The organism is Jannaschia sp. R86511 (genome assembly GCF_042466345.1).
In the GTDB taxonomy this organism is placed as follows: domain Bacteria; phylum Actinomycetota; class Actinomycetes; order Actinomycetales; family JBBAYJ01; genus Aquipuribacter.
On record NZ_JAXHCD010000001.1, the window covers coordinates 1,011,710 to 1,026,880 of the forward strand.

General features: G+C 76.2%; 18 protein-coding genes. 3 read left to right on the top strand and 15 right to left on the bottom strand.

The genetic code is table 11. The features are described 5' to 3' along the window. Positions 1-2 precede the first annotated feature (2 nt). The 4 genes from ispF to SJY06_RS05005 are packed head-to-tail and all read right to left on the bottom strand — an operon-like array spanning position 3 to position 2,893. On the bottom strand, positions 3-476 hold the full coding sequence (gene ispF / locus SJY06_RS04990) for a 2-C-methyl-D-erythritol 2,4-cyclodiphosphate synthase (RefSeq protein ID WP_380165242.1): 474 nt from the start codon (positions 474-476) through the stop codon (positions 3-5). Between the two features lie 8 nt (positions 477-484). Further along, the gene (locus tag SJY06_RS04995) at positions 485-1,306 is read right to left on the bottom strand and encodes a 2-C-methyl-D-erythritol 4-phosphate cytidylyltransferase (protein ID WP_380165244.1); all 822 of its coding nucleotides are present in this window, start codon (positions 1,304-1,306) and stop codon (positions 485-487) included. Further along, positions 1,303-2,373, bottom strand: coding sequence for a PIN/TRAM domain-containing protein (locus SJY06_RS05000; RefSeq protein WP_380165246.1), 1,071 nt, complete (start codon positions 2,371-2,373; stop codon positions 1,303-1,305). The genes SJY06_RS04995 and SJY06_RS05000 overlap by 4 nt, the downstream gene beginning before the upstream one ends. Positions 2,374-2,410: 37 nt before the next feature. Further along, entirely contained in the window at positions 2,411-2,893 is a 483-nt protein-coding gene (locus SJY06_RS05005) for a CarD family transcriptional regulator (RefSeq protein WP_380165248.1), read from the bottom strand. 228 nt (positions 2,894-3,121) lie between these two features. On the opposite strand from SJY06_RS05005, the gene SJY06_RS05010 reads away from it, so the two are divergent. Then, complete coding sequence (locus SJY06_RS05010) at positions 3,122-3,757, top strand: hypothetical protein (protein WP_380165250.1); 636 nt, start codon at positions 3,122-3,124, stop codon at positions 3,755-3,757. A 16-nt stretch (positions 3,758-3,773) separates the two neighbouring features. Here SJY06_RS05010 and SJY06_RS05015 read toward each other — a convergent pair whose 3' ends face one another. Continuing rightward, positions 3,774-4,454: a winged helix-turn-helix domain-containing protein gene (locus SJY06_RS05015; RefSeq protein ID WP_380165252.1), complete on the bottom strand. Its 681-nt coding sequence runs from the start codon at positions 4,452-4,454 to the stop codon at positions 3,774-3,776. Further along, a complete protein-coding gene (locus SJY06_RS05020; RefSeq protein WP_380165254.1) occupies positions 4,451-5,653 on the bottom strand; it encodes a sensor histidine kinase in 1,203 nt (400 codons plus the stop codon). Before SJY06_RS05020 ends, SJY06_RS05015 begins: the two co-directional genes overlap by 4 nt. Before the next feature lie 117 nt (positions 5,654-5,770). On the opposite strand from SJY06_RS05020, the gene phoU reads away from it, so the two are divergent. Next, entirely contained in the window at positions 5,771-6,442 is a 672-nt protein-coding gene (gene phoU, locus SJY06_RS05025; protein WP_380165256.1) for a phosphate signaling complex protein PhoU, read from the top strand. A gap of 19 nt (positions 6,443-6,461) precedes the next feature. Here phoU and SJY06_RS05030 read toward each other — a convergent pair whose 3' ends face one another. From SJY06_RS05030 to mshA, 3 genes are read right to left on the bottom strand one after another with little or no spacing between them, the layout of a single operon-like run. Beyond that, positions 6,462-7,220: a phosphoglyceromutase gene (locus SJY06_RS05030; protein WP_380165257.1), complete on the bottom strand. Its 759-nt coding sequence runs from the start codon at positions 7,218-7,220 to the stop codon at positions 6,462-6,464. A 13-nt stretch (positions 7,221-7,233) separates the two neighbouring features. Then, entirely contained in the window at positions 7,234-7,803 is a 570-nt protein-coding gene (locus tag SJY06_RS05035) for a YbjN domain-containing protein (protein WP_380165258.1), read from the bottom strand. After that, a complete protein-coding gene (gene mshA / locus SJY06_RS05040; protein WP_380165260.1) occupies positions 7,800-9,176 on the bottom strand; it encodes a D-inositol-3-phosphate glycosyltransferase in 1,377 nt (458 codons plus the stop codon). The genes SJY06_RS05035 and mshA overlap by 4 nt, the downstream gene beginning before the upstream one ends. An 83-nt stretch (positions 9,177-9,259) precedes the next feature. Between mshA and SJY06_RS05045 the strand changes: the two genes are divergently transcribed. Next, positions 9,260-10,096, top strand: coding sequence for a class I SAM-dependent methyltransferase (locus SJY06_RS05045; RefSeq protein WP_380165262.1), 837 nt, complete (start codon positions 9,260-9,262; stop codon positions 10,094-10,096). On the opposite strand, the gene SJY06_RS05050 is transcribed toward SJY06_RS05045, so the two are convergent. From SJY06_RS05050 to SJY06_RS05075, 6 genes are all read right to left on the bottom strand, one after another. Further along, positions 10,020-11,144: a hypothetical protein gene (locus SJY06_RS05050; RefSeq protein WP_380165264.1), complete on the bottom strand. Its 1,125-nt coding sequence runs from the start codon at positions 11,142-11,144 to the stop codon at positions 10,020-10,022. The genes SJY06_RS05045 and SJY06_RS05050 overlap by 77 nt on opposite strands. Then, positions 11,141-12,274: a sensor histidine kinase gene (locus SJY06_RS05055; protein WP_380165266.1), complete on the bottom strand. Its 1,134-nt coding sequence runs from the start codon at positions 12,272-12,274 to the stop codon at positions 11,141-11,143. Before SJY06_RS05055 ends, SJY06_RS05050 begins: the two co-directional genes overlap by 4 nt. A gap of 38 nt (positions 12,275-12,312) precedes the next feature. Continuing rightward, positions 12,313-12,993 (bottom strand): response regulator, encoded by a 681-nt coding sequence (locus SJY06_RS05060; protein WP_380165268.1) that lies wholly within the window; start codon positions 12,991-12,993, stop codon positions 12,313-12,315. A 266-nt stretch (positions 12,994-13,259) separates the two neighbouring features. Continuing rightward, complete coding sequence (gene dtd / locus SJY06_RS05065) at positions 13,260-13,706, bottom strand: D-aminoacyl-tRNA deacylase (RefSeq protein ID WP_380165270.1); 447 nt, start codon at positions 13,704-13,706, stop codon at positions 13,260-13,262. Further along, positions 13,707-14,024 carry a DUF2516 family protein gene (locus tag SJY06_RS05070; protein WP_380165272.1) on the bottom strand — a complete coding sequence of 106 codons (318 nt, stop codon included), beginning with the start codon at positions 14,022-14,024 and terminating at the stop codon, positions 13,707-13,709. It abuts the gene before it with no gap. Positions 14,025-14,136: 112 nt separating this feature from the next. Continuing rightward, complete coding sequence (locus tag SJY06_RS05075) at positions 14,137-15,150, bottom strand: hypothetical protein (protein WP_380165274.1); 1,014 nt, start codon at positions 15,148-15,150, stop codon at positions 14,137-14,139. Between the last annotated feature and the right edge of the window lie 21 nt (positions 15,151-15,171).

Below are 15,171 nucleotides of genomic sequence, written 5' to 3' on the forward strand. Positions count from 1 at the left end.
GCTCAGCCCCGCCGGACCAGGGCGGTCGCCACGGCCGCGGCGCCCTCGCCGCGCCCGGTCAGGCCCAGGCCGTCGGTCGTGGTGCCCGAGACGGTGACCGGCGCCCCGACGGCGGCCGACAGCACCTGCTCGGCCTCGGCGCGGCGGGCCCCGATGCGGGGGCGGACGGCGACGACCTGCACGGACACGTTGACGACCTGCCAGCCGGCGTCGCGCAGCAGCCGCGCCGTCTCGGTGAGCAGGGTGGCGCCGGAGGCCCCGGACCAGCGCGGGTCCGAGGTGCCGAACACCGCGCCGAGGTCGCCGAGCCCGGCCGCGGACAGCAGCGCGTCGCAGGCCGCGTGCGCCGCCACGTCGCCGTCGGAGTGCCCGGCCAGGCCCACGGCCTCGTCCGGGAAGTGCAGCCCCGCCACGTGGCAGGGCACGCCCTCGGCGAAGGCGTGCACGTCCACCCCGGTGCCCACGCGCAGGTCCATGCCGGACATCACAGCAGGTCGTCCCCGGCGGCGGCGAGCGCTGCGGCCACCAGCAGGTCGTGCGGCACCGTCACCTTGAGCGCCCGCGGGTCACCGGGGACCACGTGGACCGGGTGCCCGGCGGCCTCGACCATGCCGGCGTCGTCCCCGGCACCGGGGCCCGACGGGTCCGGGCCGGCGGCGGCCGCGTGGACCGCGCGCAGCAGGTCGGCGTCGAAGCCCTGCGGGGTCTGCACCTGGACCAGCTCGGCGCGGGGCAGGGTCTCGCGCACCACGAGCGTCCCGGCGACCTCGGGCCCGCCGGGCGCCTCGGGGCCGACCCGCTTGACGGTGTCCACCACCGCCAGACCCGGTACGACGGCGACCACGCCCCCGCGCACGGCGGCGGCGACCCGCTCCACCAGGCGGACCGGGGCCAGGGCCCGGGCGGCGTCGTGCACCAGCACCACCCCGGGCCCGGGGCCCAGGCCGTGCAGCCCGCGCGCGACGGACTCCTGCCGGGTGGCACCACCGACCACGACCGTCACCTCGACCGGGTGCCCGTCGGGGCGCAGCCCGGCCAGCAGGGCCAGCACCTCGTCGCGGTGGCCGTCGGGCACCACGACCGCGAGGCAGGACAGCAGGGGTCCGCCGTCCCCGGCCCGCGCGGCCAGCAGCCGGTCGCAGGCGTGGGCGAGCAGGGACCGGCCGGCCACCTCGACGAACGCCTTGGGCCGGGCCGAGCCCAGCCGGGTCCCCGAGCCCGCGGCCACCAGCACGCAGCCGACCACCGGGCGACCGTCGGCCCCTGCTGCGGTCGCCTCCGCTGCGGTCGTTCCGGCGGCGGTCACGTCGACGTCCCCGGGGCGGGGCGGGCGAACACCATGCGCCCGTTGGCCGTCGTGAGCACGCTGCTGACCACGACCGCGACGTCACGGCCCACGTGCCGCCGGCCGTCCTCCACGACGACCATGGTGCCGTCGTCCAGGTAGCCGACCCCCTGACCGGGCTCCTTGCCCGGGCGCAGCACCGTCACGGTGACACCGTCCCCGGCGCCGACCGGGGGGCGCAGCGCCACCGCGAGGGCATGCAGGTTCATCACCCGGGCCCCGGCCAGAGACGCGACCTTGGCCAGGTTGGTGTCCAGGGTCAGCAGCGCGGCGTCCCGGTCCAGGGCCATCCGCACCAGCTTGGCGTCGACCTCGGGCACCGACGGCGCCTCGTCGCCGACCACCTCCACGTCGACGCCGCCCTCGCTGCGCAGCGCGGCCAGCGTGGCCAGGCCGCGGCGGCCGCGCGCACGCCGGACGTCGTCCCCGGAGTCCGCCAGGCCCTGCAGCTCACCGAGCACGGGCGCCGGCACGACCAGGCGACCGTGCAGGAACCCCGCGCGGACCACGTCCACGACCCGGCCGTCCACGGCCACGGAGGTGTCCAGCAGCCGGGAGACCACGACGGTCGGGCCCGCCGAGGGCACGTCGGTGCCGGAGCCGATCAGCCGCAGCACCGCCTCGCGCCGCGCCAGGCCCAGCCGGTAGCCGACGGTGCCGGCGGCCAGCAGGACGAACACGAACACGGGCAGCAGGACCAGCGGGGCGCCGAGCACCAGCAGCGGCCAGCTGACGAACGCCGCGGCCAGCACCCCGACCCCGGCCCCGACCAGGCCGGACAGGATCTGCTCGGCCGAGCGTCCCGCCAGGACGCGTTCGGCCCGACCCACCCCGCGGGCCACCCCCCGGGCGATGCCGCCGCCGAGCACGTAGCCCAGGCAGGCACCCAGGAGCACCCCGAGGGTGGTGGGGGCGACGGGGACGCCGCCGACCTCGTCCCCGGGCACCAGGTCGCCGACCTGGGCACCCACCCCCGCCAGGAAGACCACCACGCACAGGCGCAGTGCCTCGATGACGGGGACGGGCACCGGACGCCCGGTGGACAGGGCGTTCAGGACGGACCGCTCAGGAGGAGAGGACCTCGTCGAGCATGGTCTCGGCGGCGACCTCGTCGGTCTTCTCGCAGAGTGCGAGCTCCGAGACGAGGATCTGACGGGCCTTGGCCAGCATGCGCTTCTCGCCGGCGGACAGGCCCTTGTCGCCGTCGCGGCGGTGCAGGTCACGGATGACCTCCGCCACGCGGATCACGTCGCCCGACGCGATCTTCTCCTGGTTCGCCTTGAACCGGCGCGACCAGTTGGTCGGCTCCTCGGCCTGGGGCGAGCGGAGGACCGAGAAGACCTTGTCCAGGCCTTCCTTGCCGACGGCGTCGCGTACGCCGACCAGGTCGACGTTCTCGGCGGGGACCCTCACCGTCAGGTCACCCTGTGCGACCTTGAGGACCAGGTACGCCTTCTCCACCCCCTTGATGGTCCGGGTCTCGACGGCCTCGATGAGAGCCGCTCCGTGGTGCGGATAGACGACTGTCTCGCCCACTGCAAACGCCATAGTTTTGTGCCCCTTTCCGAGGACCAGAGTACCACCGTCCGGTCGGTCGGTGAAGATCGTCCTACGGCATCGGTGCTGGTCAGCGCCCCAGATGCGCCACGGGGAGGTCTTGACATCGAGGGACCACGCCGCTACGCGCGCCTGGTTGACAGCCCCTGACCGACCGTTCGGCACCGGTTCGCCCGTGCCCGCTCCTGCCCCGCGCCCGCCGATCGCTAGCATCACGGGGTGACCAGCCTGACCCGCGCCACCGCCTCCCGCCCCGGCCGCCGTGCCGTCGCCCCCGTCGCCACCGCGGTCGCCGCGGGACTGCTGCTGGGTGGCTGCTCGTTCACCTCGCGCGACCTGACCCTGGAGCCGTACGCGCCCTCCGACGGGCTGCAGACGGACCTGGGTGACGTGCTGGTGCGCAACGTGCTGGTGGTCTCCGAGGGTGACGGCGCCCCCGGGGTCGTCAGCGGCGCGCTGGTCAACCGCGGCGAGGAGGACGCCACGGTCCAGGTCGAGGTGGGCGGGACGCTGGCCGAGGTCGACGTCGCCGCGGGGGAGACGGTGTTCCTGGGCGCCTTCGCCGAGCCGGACGGCGTGCTCGTGGTCGTCGACGCCGTCGACCCCATCGCCGGTGACGTCATCGACGTGGTCTTCACCGACCCCGCGCAGGACTCGGCCACGCTGGCGGTGGTGGTCGCCCTGCCCGAGGGGCCCTACGCCGAGATCACGCCGCCCGCGACCGCCGTCCCGCCGGTCGGGGCGAGCGCCGAGCCCTCGCTCGGGACGGACGTCGAGCCGTCGGCGGGGGCGAGCGTCGCCCCTGCTCCCGGGGCCTCGGTGGAGCCGACGGCGGTCCCGACGACCGACTCCTGAGCGCGGTCGGCCGGGCTCAGGTCTCGAACTTGTAGCCCAGCCCGCGCACGGTGACGATATGACGCGGTCGTGACGGGTGCGGCTCCACCTTGGAGCGAAGCCGCTTGACGTGCACGTCCAGGGTCTTGGTGTCGCCGACGTAGTCCGCGCCCCACACCCGGTCGATGATCTGGCCCCGGGTCAGCACCCGGTCGGCGTTGCGGACCAGCAGCTCCAGCAGCTCGAACTCCTTCAGCGGCAGCGCGACGGCCTCGCCCTTCACGGTGACGACGTGGCGGTCCACGTCCATCCGCACCGGGCCTGCCTCGACCAGCGCCTCGCCGCCGTCCTCGGCGTCCTCGCGGCGGCGCAGCACGGCCCGGATGCGGGCGATCAGCTCACGCACCGAGTACGGCTTGGTGACGTAGTCGTCGGCGCCGAGCTCGAGGCCGACGACCTTGTCGACCTCGCCGTCCTTGGCCGTGAGCATGATGATCGGGACCTTGCTGCGCCGGCGCAGCTCCCGGCAGACCTCGGTGCCGGGCGTCCCGGGCAGCATCAGGTCCAGCAGCACCAGGTCGGCCCCGTCGCGGTCGAAGGCGCTCAGGCCGTCGTCGCCCGTCTCGGCCACCGTCACCTCGTACCCCTCCCGCGTCAGCTGGTAGCTGAGCGCCTCGTGGAACGACGGCTCGTCCTCGACGACCAGGATGCGGGTCACGCGGGTCCTCCATGGGGGGCTGGGGCGGTCGGGCCGTCGTGGCCCGTCGGGGTGGTCGGGGTGGGCTCCTCCGGCGGGGCCGGGTCGGCGTCGGGCAGGCGCAGGGTGAAGGTCGAGCCCTGGCCGGGCCGGCTCCACACCTGCACGTCCCCGCCGTGGGCGTCCATGACGTGCTTGACGATGGCCAGGCCGAGCCCGGTGCCACCGGTCTGCCGGGAGCGGGCCGGGTCCACGCGGTAGAAGCGCTCGAACACCCGCTCCTGCTCCTCGACCGGGATGCCGATGCCGCGGTCGGTGACCTGCACCACCACCAGGCCGTCCTTGCGGCCGACCGACACCGACACGGTGGTCTGCGGCGGGCTGTACGACACGGCGTTGCCGACGAGGTTGCGCACCGCCGTGGTCAGCAGCTCCTCGTCGCCCAGGACCACCGCGCCGCGGATGCCGCCGCGGCGCAGCGTGATGCCGTGCTCGTCCGCGCGGGGGCCGACCTCGTCCAGGGCGTGCGCGACGACGTGGTCCAGCCCGACCTCCGCCCGACGGGGGGTGCCGTCCACCACCTGGACGCGGGACAGCTCGAGGACGTCGGCGACGAGCACGCCGAGCCGCCGGACCTCCTGCCGGATCCGCGCCGTGAACCGGCGCACCGCCTCCGGGTCGTCCACGGCCTGCTCGAGCGTCTCGGCCAGGACGCTGATCGCGCCGACCGGGGTCTTGAGCTCGTGGCTGACGTTGACCACGAAGTCCCGTCGCACGTCCTCCACGCGCATGGCCTCGCTCCGGTTCTCCAGGTCCAGCAGCAGGTACCGCTCGCCCAGGTCGGTCACGGTGGCCCGGACCTCCAGGTGCCCGTCGCCGACCGGGCCGCGGGGCAGGCTCAGGGTGCGTGGTCCGGCGCCGTCGCTGCGGCCCGGGCGCAGCAGGTCCCGCAGCTCCTCGTGGGCCAGGTAGCCGGCGCGCACCAGGCCCAGCCGCAGCGCCTCGTCGGAGGCGTGGACGACCCGGGCGTCGCCGGTGACCACGAGCGCGGGGGTGTGCAGCGCCGACACCGCACGGCGCAGCGGCTCCAGCTCGCGGGCGCGGCCGGCGCGGGCACGACCGGACGCGCCGCCGGTGCGTACACCGACGCCGAAGGCGGCGACGAGGGCCAGCACCGCCGTCACGGCCACGACGACCACCAGGGTCGCGGGGGAGCTCACGGACGAGCAGCCTACGGCGCCGGAGGCCCCGTCCGGTGTGCCCCGGGTCGGGGTCCGTGGCGACGGGTTCTGCCCGCCGCGGGACATCGGGGCCGACATGCACCAGGATGGTGGCCCGTGAGCCGATTCGACGAGGACCTGGCCTCGCTGACCTCCGGCATGGTCGAGATGACCGGCCTGGCGGCGCGGGCCATCTCGCGCGCGTCGGCGGCCCTGCTCGAGGGTGACCTGGAGCTGGCGGAGAGCGTCATCGCCGACGACGAGCGGCTCGACGCGTGGCAGTGGAGCCTCGACGACGACATCGTGTCGATGATGACCCGGCACGGAGCCCTGGTCGGCGACCTGCGTCGGCTGGTGTCGGGGCTGCGGGTGACGGCGGACCTGGAGCGGATGGGCGACCTCGCCCGCCACCTGGCCCAGGTGACCCGGCTGAAGTACCCCGAGCCGGTGGTGCCGGACACGGTCAAGCGGCACATCGCCCACATGGGCGAGGTGGCCGAGCGGATCGCGTTCAAGACCGGGGACGTGCTGGCCCGCCACGACGCCCAGCTGGCCCGCGAGGTCGACCGGATCGACGACGAGATGGACCGGCTGCACCGTGAGCTGTTCACCGTCATGCTCTCGCCCCGTTGGGACGAGCCGGTGTCGGTGGCCATCGACGTGACGCTGATCGGGCGGTTCTACGAGCGCTTCGCCGACCACGCGGTCAACGTGGCCAACCAGGTCGTCTACCAGGTCACCGGGCAGGACCCGGACCGCATCAGCGGCCCGGGCCTGCCTCCGGTCTGACGTCGGGCGGGCCTGCGGCTCAGCGCCCCTGGTTGGCGACGGCGGCGATGGCGTCGGCCGCCGCAGCCGGGTCGAGGTAGGTGCCGCCGGGCTGCGTCGGGACCAGCTCGCCGTCGACCTCGGTGAGCGTGTAGACGAGCGGGATGCCGGTCGGGATGTTGAGCCCGGCGATCGTGGCGTCGTCGATGCCGTCCAGGTGCTTGACCAGGGCCCGCAGCGAGTTGCCGTGCGCGGCCAGCAGGACGGTCTTGCCGCCCTTCAGGTCCGGCACGACGGCGGAGGACCAGTAGGGCAGCATCCGCGCCACGACGTCCTTCAGGCACTCGGTGCGGGGCATGTCGTCACCGAGGTCGGCGTAGCGGGGGTCACCGGCCTGCGAGTACTCGTCGCCGGGCTCGATGGCCGGCGGCGGGGTGTCGTAGGAGCGGCGCCAGAGCATGAACTGCTCCTCGCCGAACTCGGCCAGGGTCTGCTTCTTGTCCTTGCCCTGCAGGGCGCCGTAGTGGCGCTCGTTGAGCCGCCACGACCGCCGGACGGGGATCCAGTGCCGGTCGGCGGCGTCGAGGGCCAGGTGGGCGGTGGTGATGGCCCGGCGCAGCACGGACGTGTGGACGACGTCGGGCAGGATGCCGGCCTCGGTGAGCAGGGTGCCGCCGCGGGAGGCCTCGGTGCGGCCCTTCTCGGACAGGGGCACGTCGACCCAGCCGGTGAACAGGTTCTTGGCGTTCCACTCGCTCTCGCCGTGGCGGAGCAGGACGAGGGTGTACGTGTCGGTCATGACCCGGAGTCTGTCAGCCGGGGCCGGCGGCGTCAGTTCCGGTCTCGTCGTCGGTCCCGGTCTCGTCGTCGGTCCCGTTCTCGTCGTCGACCAGGCGCTGGAACGCGGCGAGGTTGGCGGCGTCCATGCCGCGCTCGGCGCGCCAGCGGGCCTCGCGCCGGATCGAGGAGGCGAACCCGAGCCGCAGCAGCGTGTCGAAGGCGCCGTCGGCCGTGTCCAGGACCGTGCCCATCAGGTCGTCCAGCACCGTGGGCGTCATGGCCGTGGTGGGCAGCCGGCCCACCAGGTAGACGTCGTCGTCAGGGTCCAGCGCGAACGCGACGCCGCGCAGCCGGGTGTTGCGGCGCAGCAGCCACCGCATCACCTCGGTGACGTTCTCCTCGGCGTGGCGCACGACGAACGCCGAGACGCTGACCGTGTGCTCACCGACGAGGACGGACACGGTGGTCACCAGCCGGTGCTCCCCGGGCAGGCGGACCACGAGCTCGCCGGGGCGCAGGCCCCGGTCGTGGTCCACGCCGGTGTCCTCCAGCCAGGTCCGTGCCACGGTGAGCGCACGCTGCGCCTGCGGGCCGAGGCTCACCCGGAGGCCTCGAGCAGACCCAGGGCGGCGGCGTCGGGACCGGGCCCGACGCGCCCGGCGGCCGGCCCGCCCGCGCGTCGCACGCCGGGTCGCCCGGCGAAGGCCGCGGCCGCGGCGTCGTACTGGCCCAGCATCTGCTCGGCCGTGCGCTGCCAGCCGAAGCCGGACGCGTGCTTCACGGCGGCCCGGCCCAGACCTTCGCGGCGCGCGGGGTCGGCGAGCAGCGGGCCGAGGACGTCGGACCAGTCCTGCGGGTCGTGGCCGGGCACCAGCACCCCCGTGACCCCGTCGCGCACGGCCTCCCGCAGCCCGCCCACGGCCGCCGCCACGACCGGGGTGCCGCAGGCCTGGGCCTCCAGCGCCACCAGCCCGAACGACTCGTTGTACGACGGCACCGTCACCAGGTCGGCCGCCCGGTACCAATCGGCGAGCTCGGCCCGGGGCACGGGCGGGCGGGTGAGCAGGATGTCGTCCACCCCCAGGGCCGCGGCCTGCTCCAGCAGCGCCGTCGGCCGGGCCAGGCCCGAGCCCGACGGCCCGCCCAGCACCGCGACGACCAGCGGCCGTGCCCCCGGTCCCCGGCTCGCCCGCAGCCGGGCCGCGGCGGCCACCAGCACGTCGGGCGCCTTGAGCGGCTGCAGCCGGCCGACGAACAGCAGCACGTCCGCGTCCGGCGGCAGACCGAGCCGGGCCCGCGCGGCCTCGGTGGACCCGGGCCGGAACAGCTCCAGGTCCACGCCCGGCGGGACGGCGGCGACGCGACCCGGGTCGGCCCCGTAGTGGCGGACCAGGTCGGCGGCCTCCTCGGCCGTGTTGGCCACCAGCCGGTCGGCGGCCTCGACGACCTGCTGCTCGCCGATCTCCCGACCCCGCGGCTCGGGTACGTCGCCGGCGGCCAGGGCGGCGTTCTTGACCTTTGCCATGGTGTGCATCGTGTGCACGAGGGGTACGCCCCAGCGCTCGGCGAACAGCCACCCCACCTGGCCGGACAGCCAGTAGTGGCTGTGCACCAGGTCGTAGTACCCGTCGGGGGCCTGCGCCGCGGCCCGCATCAGCCCGGCGGTGAACGCGCACAGCTGGCCGGGCAGGTCCTCCTTGGCGAGGCCCTCGTAGGGCCCGGCGTCCACGTGCCGCACCGACACGCCGGGGGCGAGCTCGACGACGTCGTCCTGGTCGCCGGCGGTCCGGCGGGTGAAGACCTCGACGGCCACGCCCTGGGCCGCCAGCCGCCGGGACAGCTCGACGACGTACACGTTCATGCCGCCGGCGTCACCGGTGCCCGGCTGCTCCAGCGGCGAGGTGTGCACCGACAGCATGAGCACCCGGCGCCCGGCCCAGCGCCTGCCTGTCGTGCTGCCGCGTGCGCCTGCCACGCGTCGACCGTACGCCCGCCCGGGCGCTGCGCGCGCCCCGGGACCGTCCTTGCGGTCCGGCCACCGGTCCCTAGGCTGCCGACGTGCCCGACCGCGCCCGCGCCGCCGCCCGGACCGTCCGACCGGCGGCCCGCCGCCCGGCGGGGCGCATCACCCGGGGCACCACCAACCCCAACCGGCTGCGGCGCTTCGACTCGTGGTTCGCCCGGCGGCACGCCGCCCTGCTGGCCGGGGCGCCCGACCCGCTGGTGGTGGACCTGGGCTACGGCCGCGCGCCGGTGACGGTCGTGGAGCTGGCGGGCCGGCTGCGGGCGGTCCGGCCCGACGTCGAGGTGCTGGGCGTCGAGATCGACCCGGAGCGGGTGCTCGCGGCGCGGCCGCTGACCGGTCCGGGGCTGTGGTTCGCCCACGGCGGGTTCGACCTGGCGCCGCTGCAGGGGCGCCGGGCGGTGCTCGTCCGGGCGTTCAACGTGCTGCGCCAGTACGACGAGCACGAGGTGGCGCCGGTCTGGGCGCAGCTGACCGGGTCCCTGGCGCCGGGCGGGCTGCTGGTCGACGGCACCTGCGACGAGCTGGGGCGGCTGGCGTCGTGGGTCGTGCTCGACGCCGAGGGCCCCCGCTCGCTGGTGCTGGGCTGGCGGCTGGCCGGGCTGGCGCGGCCCGGGGTGGTGGCGGCGCGGCTGCCCAAGGCGCTGATCCACCGCAACGTCCCCGGCGAGCCGGTGCACGCGTTCCTGGCCGCGCTGGACGCCGCCTGGGACACGGCGGCCCCGTGGCGGGACCTGGGGGCGCGGCAGCGGCTGGCGAGCACGGCGCGGGCGCTGTCGGCCGACGGCTGGCCGGTCAGCCGCGACCCGTGGCACTGGCGGCGGGGGTGCCTGGAGGTGGCGTGGTCGGCCGTGGCGCCGGCCGGACCGTGACCAGCAGCTCGTCGGCGGCCTCGTCGTGGTGCTCGACCTCGACGCGGACGTCGAGCTCGCGGTGGGCGGCCAGCCCGGCCCGGCAGGCCGCGGCCACCTCGGCCGCCTGCGGGGTGATGGCGACCAGGGTCGCCTCGGTCGGCCCGGCGAGGCGGATCGTGACCACACCCCGCTCGAGCCGCTCCACCAGCTCGACCGTGCAGCGCCGGACCGCGTCGGCGACGGCGGGCGGGCTCCCGCCGGGCTCGACGCCGGAGTCGTCGAGCAGCGTCACCTGCACGCCGCGGGTCCGGGCCGACCAGAGGGTCTCGCGCACCGCGGGGTCCACCAGGTGCCGGCCGCGGATCCCGTCGCGCAGCGCGGCCTCCAGCAGCCGGCACTCCGTGGCCAGCCGGTCGTCCACGGGTCCCCCGTCGCGCAGCCGGCGAAGCACCGGGGCCGCCTCCAGCTCGATCCGGGCCAGGCGGGAGCGCCGCTCCTCCTCCGCCGCGCGCGCCCCGGCCGACAGCCGGGCCGCCTCGAGCTGCTCGGCGTGGGCGCGGTCGACCTCCTCGCCGTACTGGCGGACCAGGCGCTGGATGCCGACCGCCACGACGACGGCCGCGGTGGGGGACACCACCCGGTACAGGCCGTCGTCCAGCCCGACCCCGGGTTCGAGGTAGGCCCAGCCGATCGTCGTGGCCGCGCTCAGGACGGTGCCGACGAGAGCGGCCACGGGCCGCCCGCGCAGCGCCAGCCCGCTGAGCGGGATCCAGACGAACGCCGGGAACCACAGCGCGTACCCCGGCCGCCCGTCCGGCAGCACGGACACCACGAGCAGGCCCAGGACCACCACGGCGGCCACCACGCCGGCGGCGGCCCAGGCCTCGCGCCCCGGCGGCCACGGCAGCAGGACCGCGACCACGGACGTGAGCCCCAGGGCGAGGGCCAGCAGGTACGGCCCCGGCTGCACGACGTCGTCGAGGCTCATCGCCCCCAACGCGACCAGCACGACGACGAAGCCGATGATGCCCGCCACGACGACACGGCCGGGCAGCTGGCCGATCACGACGCGTCCTCGGGCCAGCGGAGCCGGACGGTGGTGCCCGACCCCGTGGCGGTCACCACCTCGGCCCGGCCACCGACCCGGACCATCCGGTCCCGCACCGACACGGCGAGGCCCATCCGCTGCGGCGGTACCAGCGACGGGTCGAAGCCGACCCCGTCGTCGGCCACGACGACGTCCAGCCCGCGCCCGTCGGCGGTCCCGGCCAGGACCACGCCGATGTCGGGCACCGAGCCGGCGCCACCGCCGTGGCGGCGGGCGTTGCGGGCGGCCTCCAGCGCCGCGTCGACCAGCGCGGTGGCGACCTCGGGCGGGACGTCGGGACCGGGCCGGACGTCGAGGTCGGCGTCGGGGGCGACCACCGACAGCGAGGCCTGCAGCCGGCGGCCGACCTCGTCGCTGCTGACCCGGCGGCCGTCGACCAGGCCGTGCCGCTCGGAGCCGAAGGTCTCCAGCGCGCGGGCGGCCAGCTGCGGCAGCTCGGGGGCCCGGGGGGCGCGGACCGCGGTGTGCAGCGCCGCCAGGACCGTGTCGTGCACGACGGCGTCCAGCTCCCGCTGGGTGGCCAGGGCCGCCGCGGCCCGGGAGGCCAGGGCGCTGGCCCGGGCCGCGTCGTCGGCGATGGCGTCCAGCCGGGCCGCGGCCCGGGCCGAGCCGACGACCAGCACGGCGGGGCCGACGGCCAGCGTCAGCAGCAGGAAGGCCTCCAGGACCGCGACCGGCGTCGAGGTCGACCCGCCGACCGCCTGCAGCCGCAGCACGGCGTACACCACGCCGACCAGCACCCCGTAGGCCGCGCTGAGCGGGACCGAGCCCACGGTGGCCAGCACCCCCAGGGTGGGCGGCAGGACGAGCCACAGCCACGGCAGCTCCTCCTCGGCGCCGCCGACGTCGACGACCCCGGGCGACCAGAGCAGCAGGCACAGCGCGACCCCGGCGGCCAGGGCGACCGACGGCGGACGCACGTCCGCGATGCGCCAGGAGGCCACCACCAGCCACAGCGCCGGCCCGCCGACGACCACCAGGGCGAGCAGGTTCCACCAGGGCGCGAGCAGCGGCTGCTGGACCACGGCCGAGCCCACCCAGGCCGGCGCCGTCAGCACCACGAGGACCCCGGCGAGCCGCGCGGTCATCCGTCGCACCGCCGAGGTGCCGGGGCGGACGACCGGGATCACGTCTGCCGTTCCCTGGGGGACAGGCCCGGGGTGCTGACGTACCCGTCCTCGACCGCCCGGTGGTACAGGTCGAGCTTGGTCGTCGCCGGCCGGTCGACGTCGGCGTACTTGCGGCGCACCCGCAGCAGGTACTCCCGGAAGGACCCGAGCGAGATGTCCATCCGCCGGGCGGCGGACTTCATCGGCAGGCCGCTGGCGTACAGCGACAGCGCCTCGGCCTCCCGCTCCGACAGGGCCGGGCGGCTGTCGCCGCGCGCGGCGTCCAGCGTGGCCGCCCACTCGGTGGTCAGCAGCGGCAGGCCGGCGGCGACGTCACGCACGGCCGAGACCAGCGCGGGCGTGTCCTGGCCCTTGTGCACCACGCCCAGGGCCCCGGCCACCAGCGCCTCGCGCAGCAGGCCGGCGTCGGTGAGGCTGGAGTAGACCAGGACGTCGACCCCGGCCTCGACCAGCCGCTGGACGTTGTCGGCCGGGCGGGAGCCGTCGGCCAGGTGCAGGTCGAGCAGGACCACGTCGACGCCCGGCCCGGCCAGCAGCTCGGTCACCGTGCCCACCGCCGCGACGACCGTCACCTCGGGGTCGTCGGCCAGCATCGCGGCCACCCCGCGGCGCACGGGGACGTGGTCGTCCACCGCACCCACCCGGATCGGACCGTCGGTGTCGCGCCCACGCGCCATCGCTGGGTCCTCCTGTGCTCGGGTCGGGCCAAGCCTGCCAGTCGTCGTCGGGGCAGGCGGTGCGACGGGCCGGGCCCGGGGACGTACAAGTAAGGGCGGCACCCGGGACTCTCGTCCGCGGGTACCGCCCTTGCTTCCCCTTGCCCCTGCCTGCCGGCTGGTGAGTCAAGAGTACGACGAGGTCGCAGTGATCGACACGTTTACGCGGCTCGGATCGTGTCCTCTCTTTTGCGGACGCGCAGTCCAGAGCCTTGTCGGGCGATTTGTCAGGGTGTGTCGACGACTATCGTCACGGGGCCGTCGTTCACCAGGTGCACCCGCATGTCCGCGCCGAAGCGACCGGTCGCCACCGTGACGCCGCGGGCGCGCAGGGCGGCCGCCAGGTCGTCGACGAGGGGCTCGGCGACGGGCCCGGGGGCGGCGGCGGCCCAGGTGGGGCGGCGGCCCCGGCGCACGTCGCCCAGCAGGGTGAACTGGCTCACCAGCAGCACGCCGGCGCCGGCGTCGACCACGGAGCGCTCGCCGCGCATCACGCGCAGGCCCGCGACCTTGTCCGCGAGCCAGGCCACCTGGGCGGGGCCGTCGTCGTGGCCCACCCCCACGAGCACCACCAGGCCCGGGCCCGGCAGCTCCCCGACGAGGCGGGGCTGCGGGCGGTCGGGCTCGACGACGTCGACGTGCGCGCGCTCGACCCGCTGCAGGACGGCCCGCACTCAGTAGCCCCCGTACGGTCCCCTGCTCGGGCCGCCGCCGTAGGTCTTGACCGCGGGCCGGACGTCGGCGAGGTACACCCCGGAGGCCACCACGGACAGGATGACGAGCAGGCTGACGCTGCCGCCGACGGACACGAAGGCCAGCGCCAGGGCGACACCGAGCAGCACCGACCAGAAGGTCTTGGTGCGCTTGGAGGCGTACTCGAACGCCGCCGCGGGGCGGCGCAGGGCGTCGACGAACGCGAACACGGTCATCCCGAACGCGGCGACGGTGAGGACGAGCAGCACGATGCTCTGGGCGGAGCTGATGATCGGCACCCGCCCAGGGTAGGTCAGCCGCACGACGACGGGCCCCGGCGCCCGGCCGTTCCCCCGGGTGCCGGGGGACCGTCCGGGTGGAGCCGGGGCCCGTCGTGGGTGGGGCGGGGGGTCAGCTGCCGAGCTTGTCCGCGCCGTCGGAGACGGCGTCGCCCGCGGCGTCGGCGGCCTTGGTGGTGGCCGTGGCCGCCGCCTTCAGCGTGGACTGGGCGGTCGCGGTCCGCTCGGCCGCGGCCTTGCGGGCGTTGGTGGCGGCGGCCTTGGCCGGGGCGGCGGCGGCGCGACCGGCCGTGGCCTTGCGCGTGGTGGCCGTGCGGGTGCCGGTGGTGGCCTTGCGCGTCGTGGCCTTGCGCGTCCCGGCGGCCTTGCCCGTGGTGGTCGTGCCCGCGGTGGTCTTGCGCGTGGTCGTGGCCTTGCGCGTGGTGCCCGTGCGGGTCGTCGTGGCCGAGGTGCCCCGACGGGCCGCGGTGGACCCGCGCGAGGCGGTGTCCTGCGCGGTGTCGGCCGCCTCGGCGGCCGCGTCGGCCACGGTGGCCGCGACGGTGGCGGCACCCGCGGCGGCGTTGCTGGCCGCGGCGCCCCGGACGGTGGTCACGGCGGCCTTGGTGCGGCTGACGGCCACCTGGCCGCGGCGCACCAGCTCCTCGGACGCCTTCTGCCCGCGGATGCGCCGGGCGACGTCCTTGCCCCGGCTGGCGAGCTCGTCGTAGGACTTCTCGGCGCGACCGGCGAGGTCGATGGCGGTGCTGACGGCAGCGGTGGGCAGGGCCTGCAGCTGCTCGACGGCCTTGGTCGGCAGGGTGCGGACGTCGATCTCGCGGGCCTGCGCGCCGGCCTCGTGCGCGGCGCTGCGGGCGCCCCGGATGCGGGCCACGACCAGGTCGGTGGCGCCGAGGGCGGCGTACGCGCCGGAGGTGGCGGCGTCGACGACGGGGCGGCGGGGCGTGCTGGCCGGCGTGGTCCGGGTGGCGCCGGTGGTGGTCCGGGTGGTGGTCGGCTTGGTGCCGGTGGCCTTCGTGGTGGTGGTCGTGCGGCCGGCCGTGGTCGTGCGGGCCTTGGTGCCGCCGGCCTTGGTGGTGCGGGCCGTGGCCTTGCGCGTGCCGGGGTTGCGGGTGGTGGTGCTCATGGTGTCCTCCTGGTGCGTTCG

Bases quoted from the DNA above. Each gene is read 5' to 3' on its own strand.
- SJY06_RS05075 (WP_380165274.1), bottom strand. From the start codon at position 15,150: ATGAGCACCACCACCCGCAACCCCGGCACGCGCAAGGCCACGGCCCGC.
- SJY06_RS05055 (WP_380165266.1), bottom strand. From the start codon at position 12,274: ATGACCGCGCGGCTCGCCGGGGTCCTCGTGGTGCTGACGGCGCCGGCC.
- SJY06_RS05005 (WP_380165248.1), bottom strand. From the start codon at position 2,893: ATGGCGTTTGCAGTGGGCGAGACAGTCGTCTATCCGCACCACGGAGCG.
- SJY06_RS05030 (WP_380165257.1), bottom strand. From the start codon at position 7,220: ATGACCGACACGTACACCCTCGTCCTGCTCCGCCACGGCGAGAGCGAG.
- SJY06_RS05060 (WP_380165268.1), bottom strand. From the start codon at position 12,993: ATGGCGCGTGGGCGCGACACCGACGGTCCGATCCGGGTGGGTGCGGTG.
- ispF (WP_380165242.1), bottom strand. From the start codon at position 476: ATGGACCTGCGCGTGGGCACCGGGGTGGACGTGCACGCCTTCGCCGAG.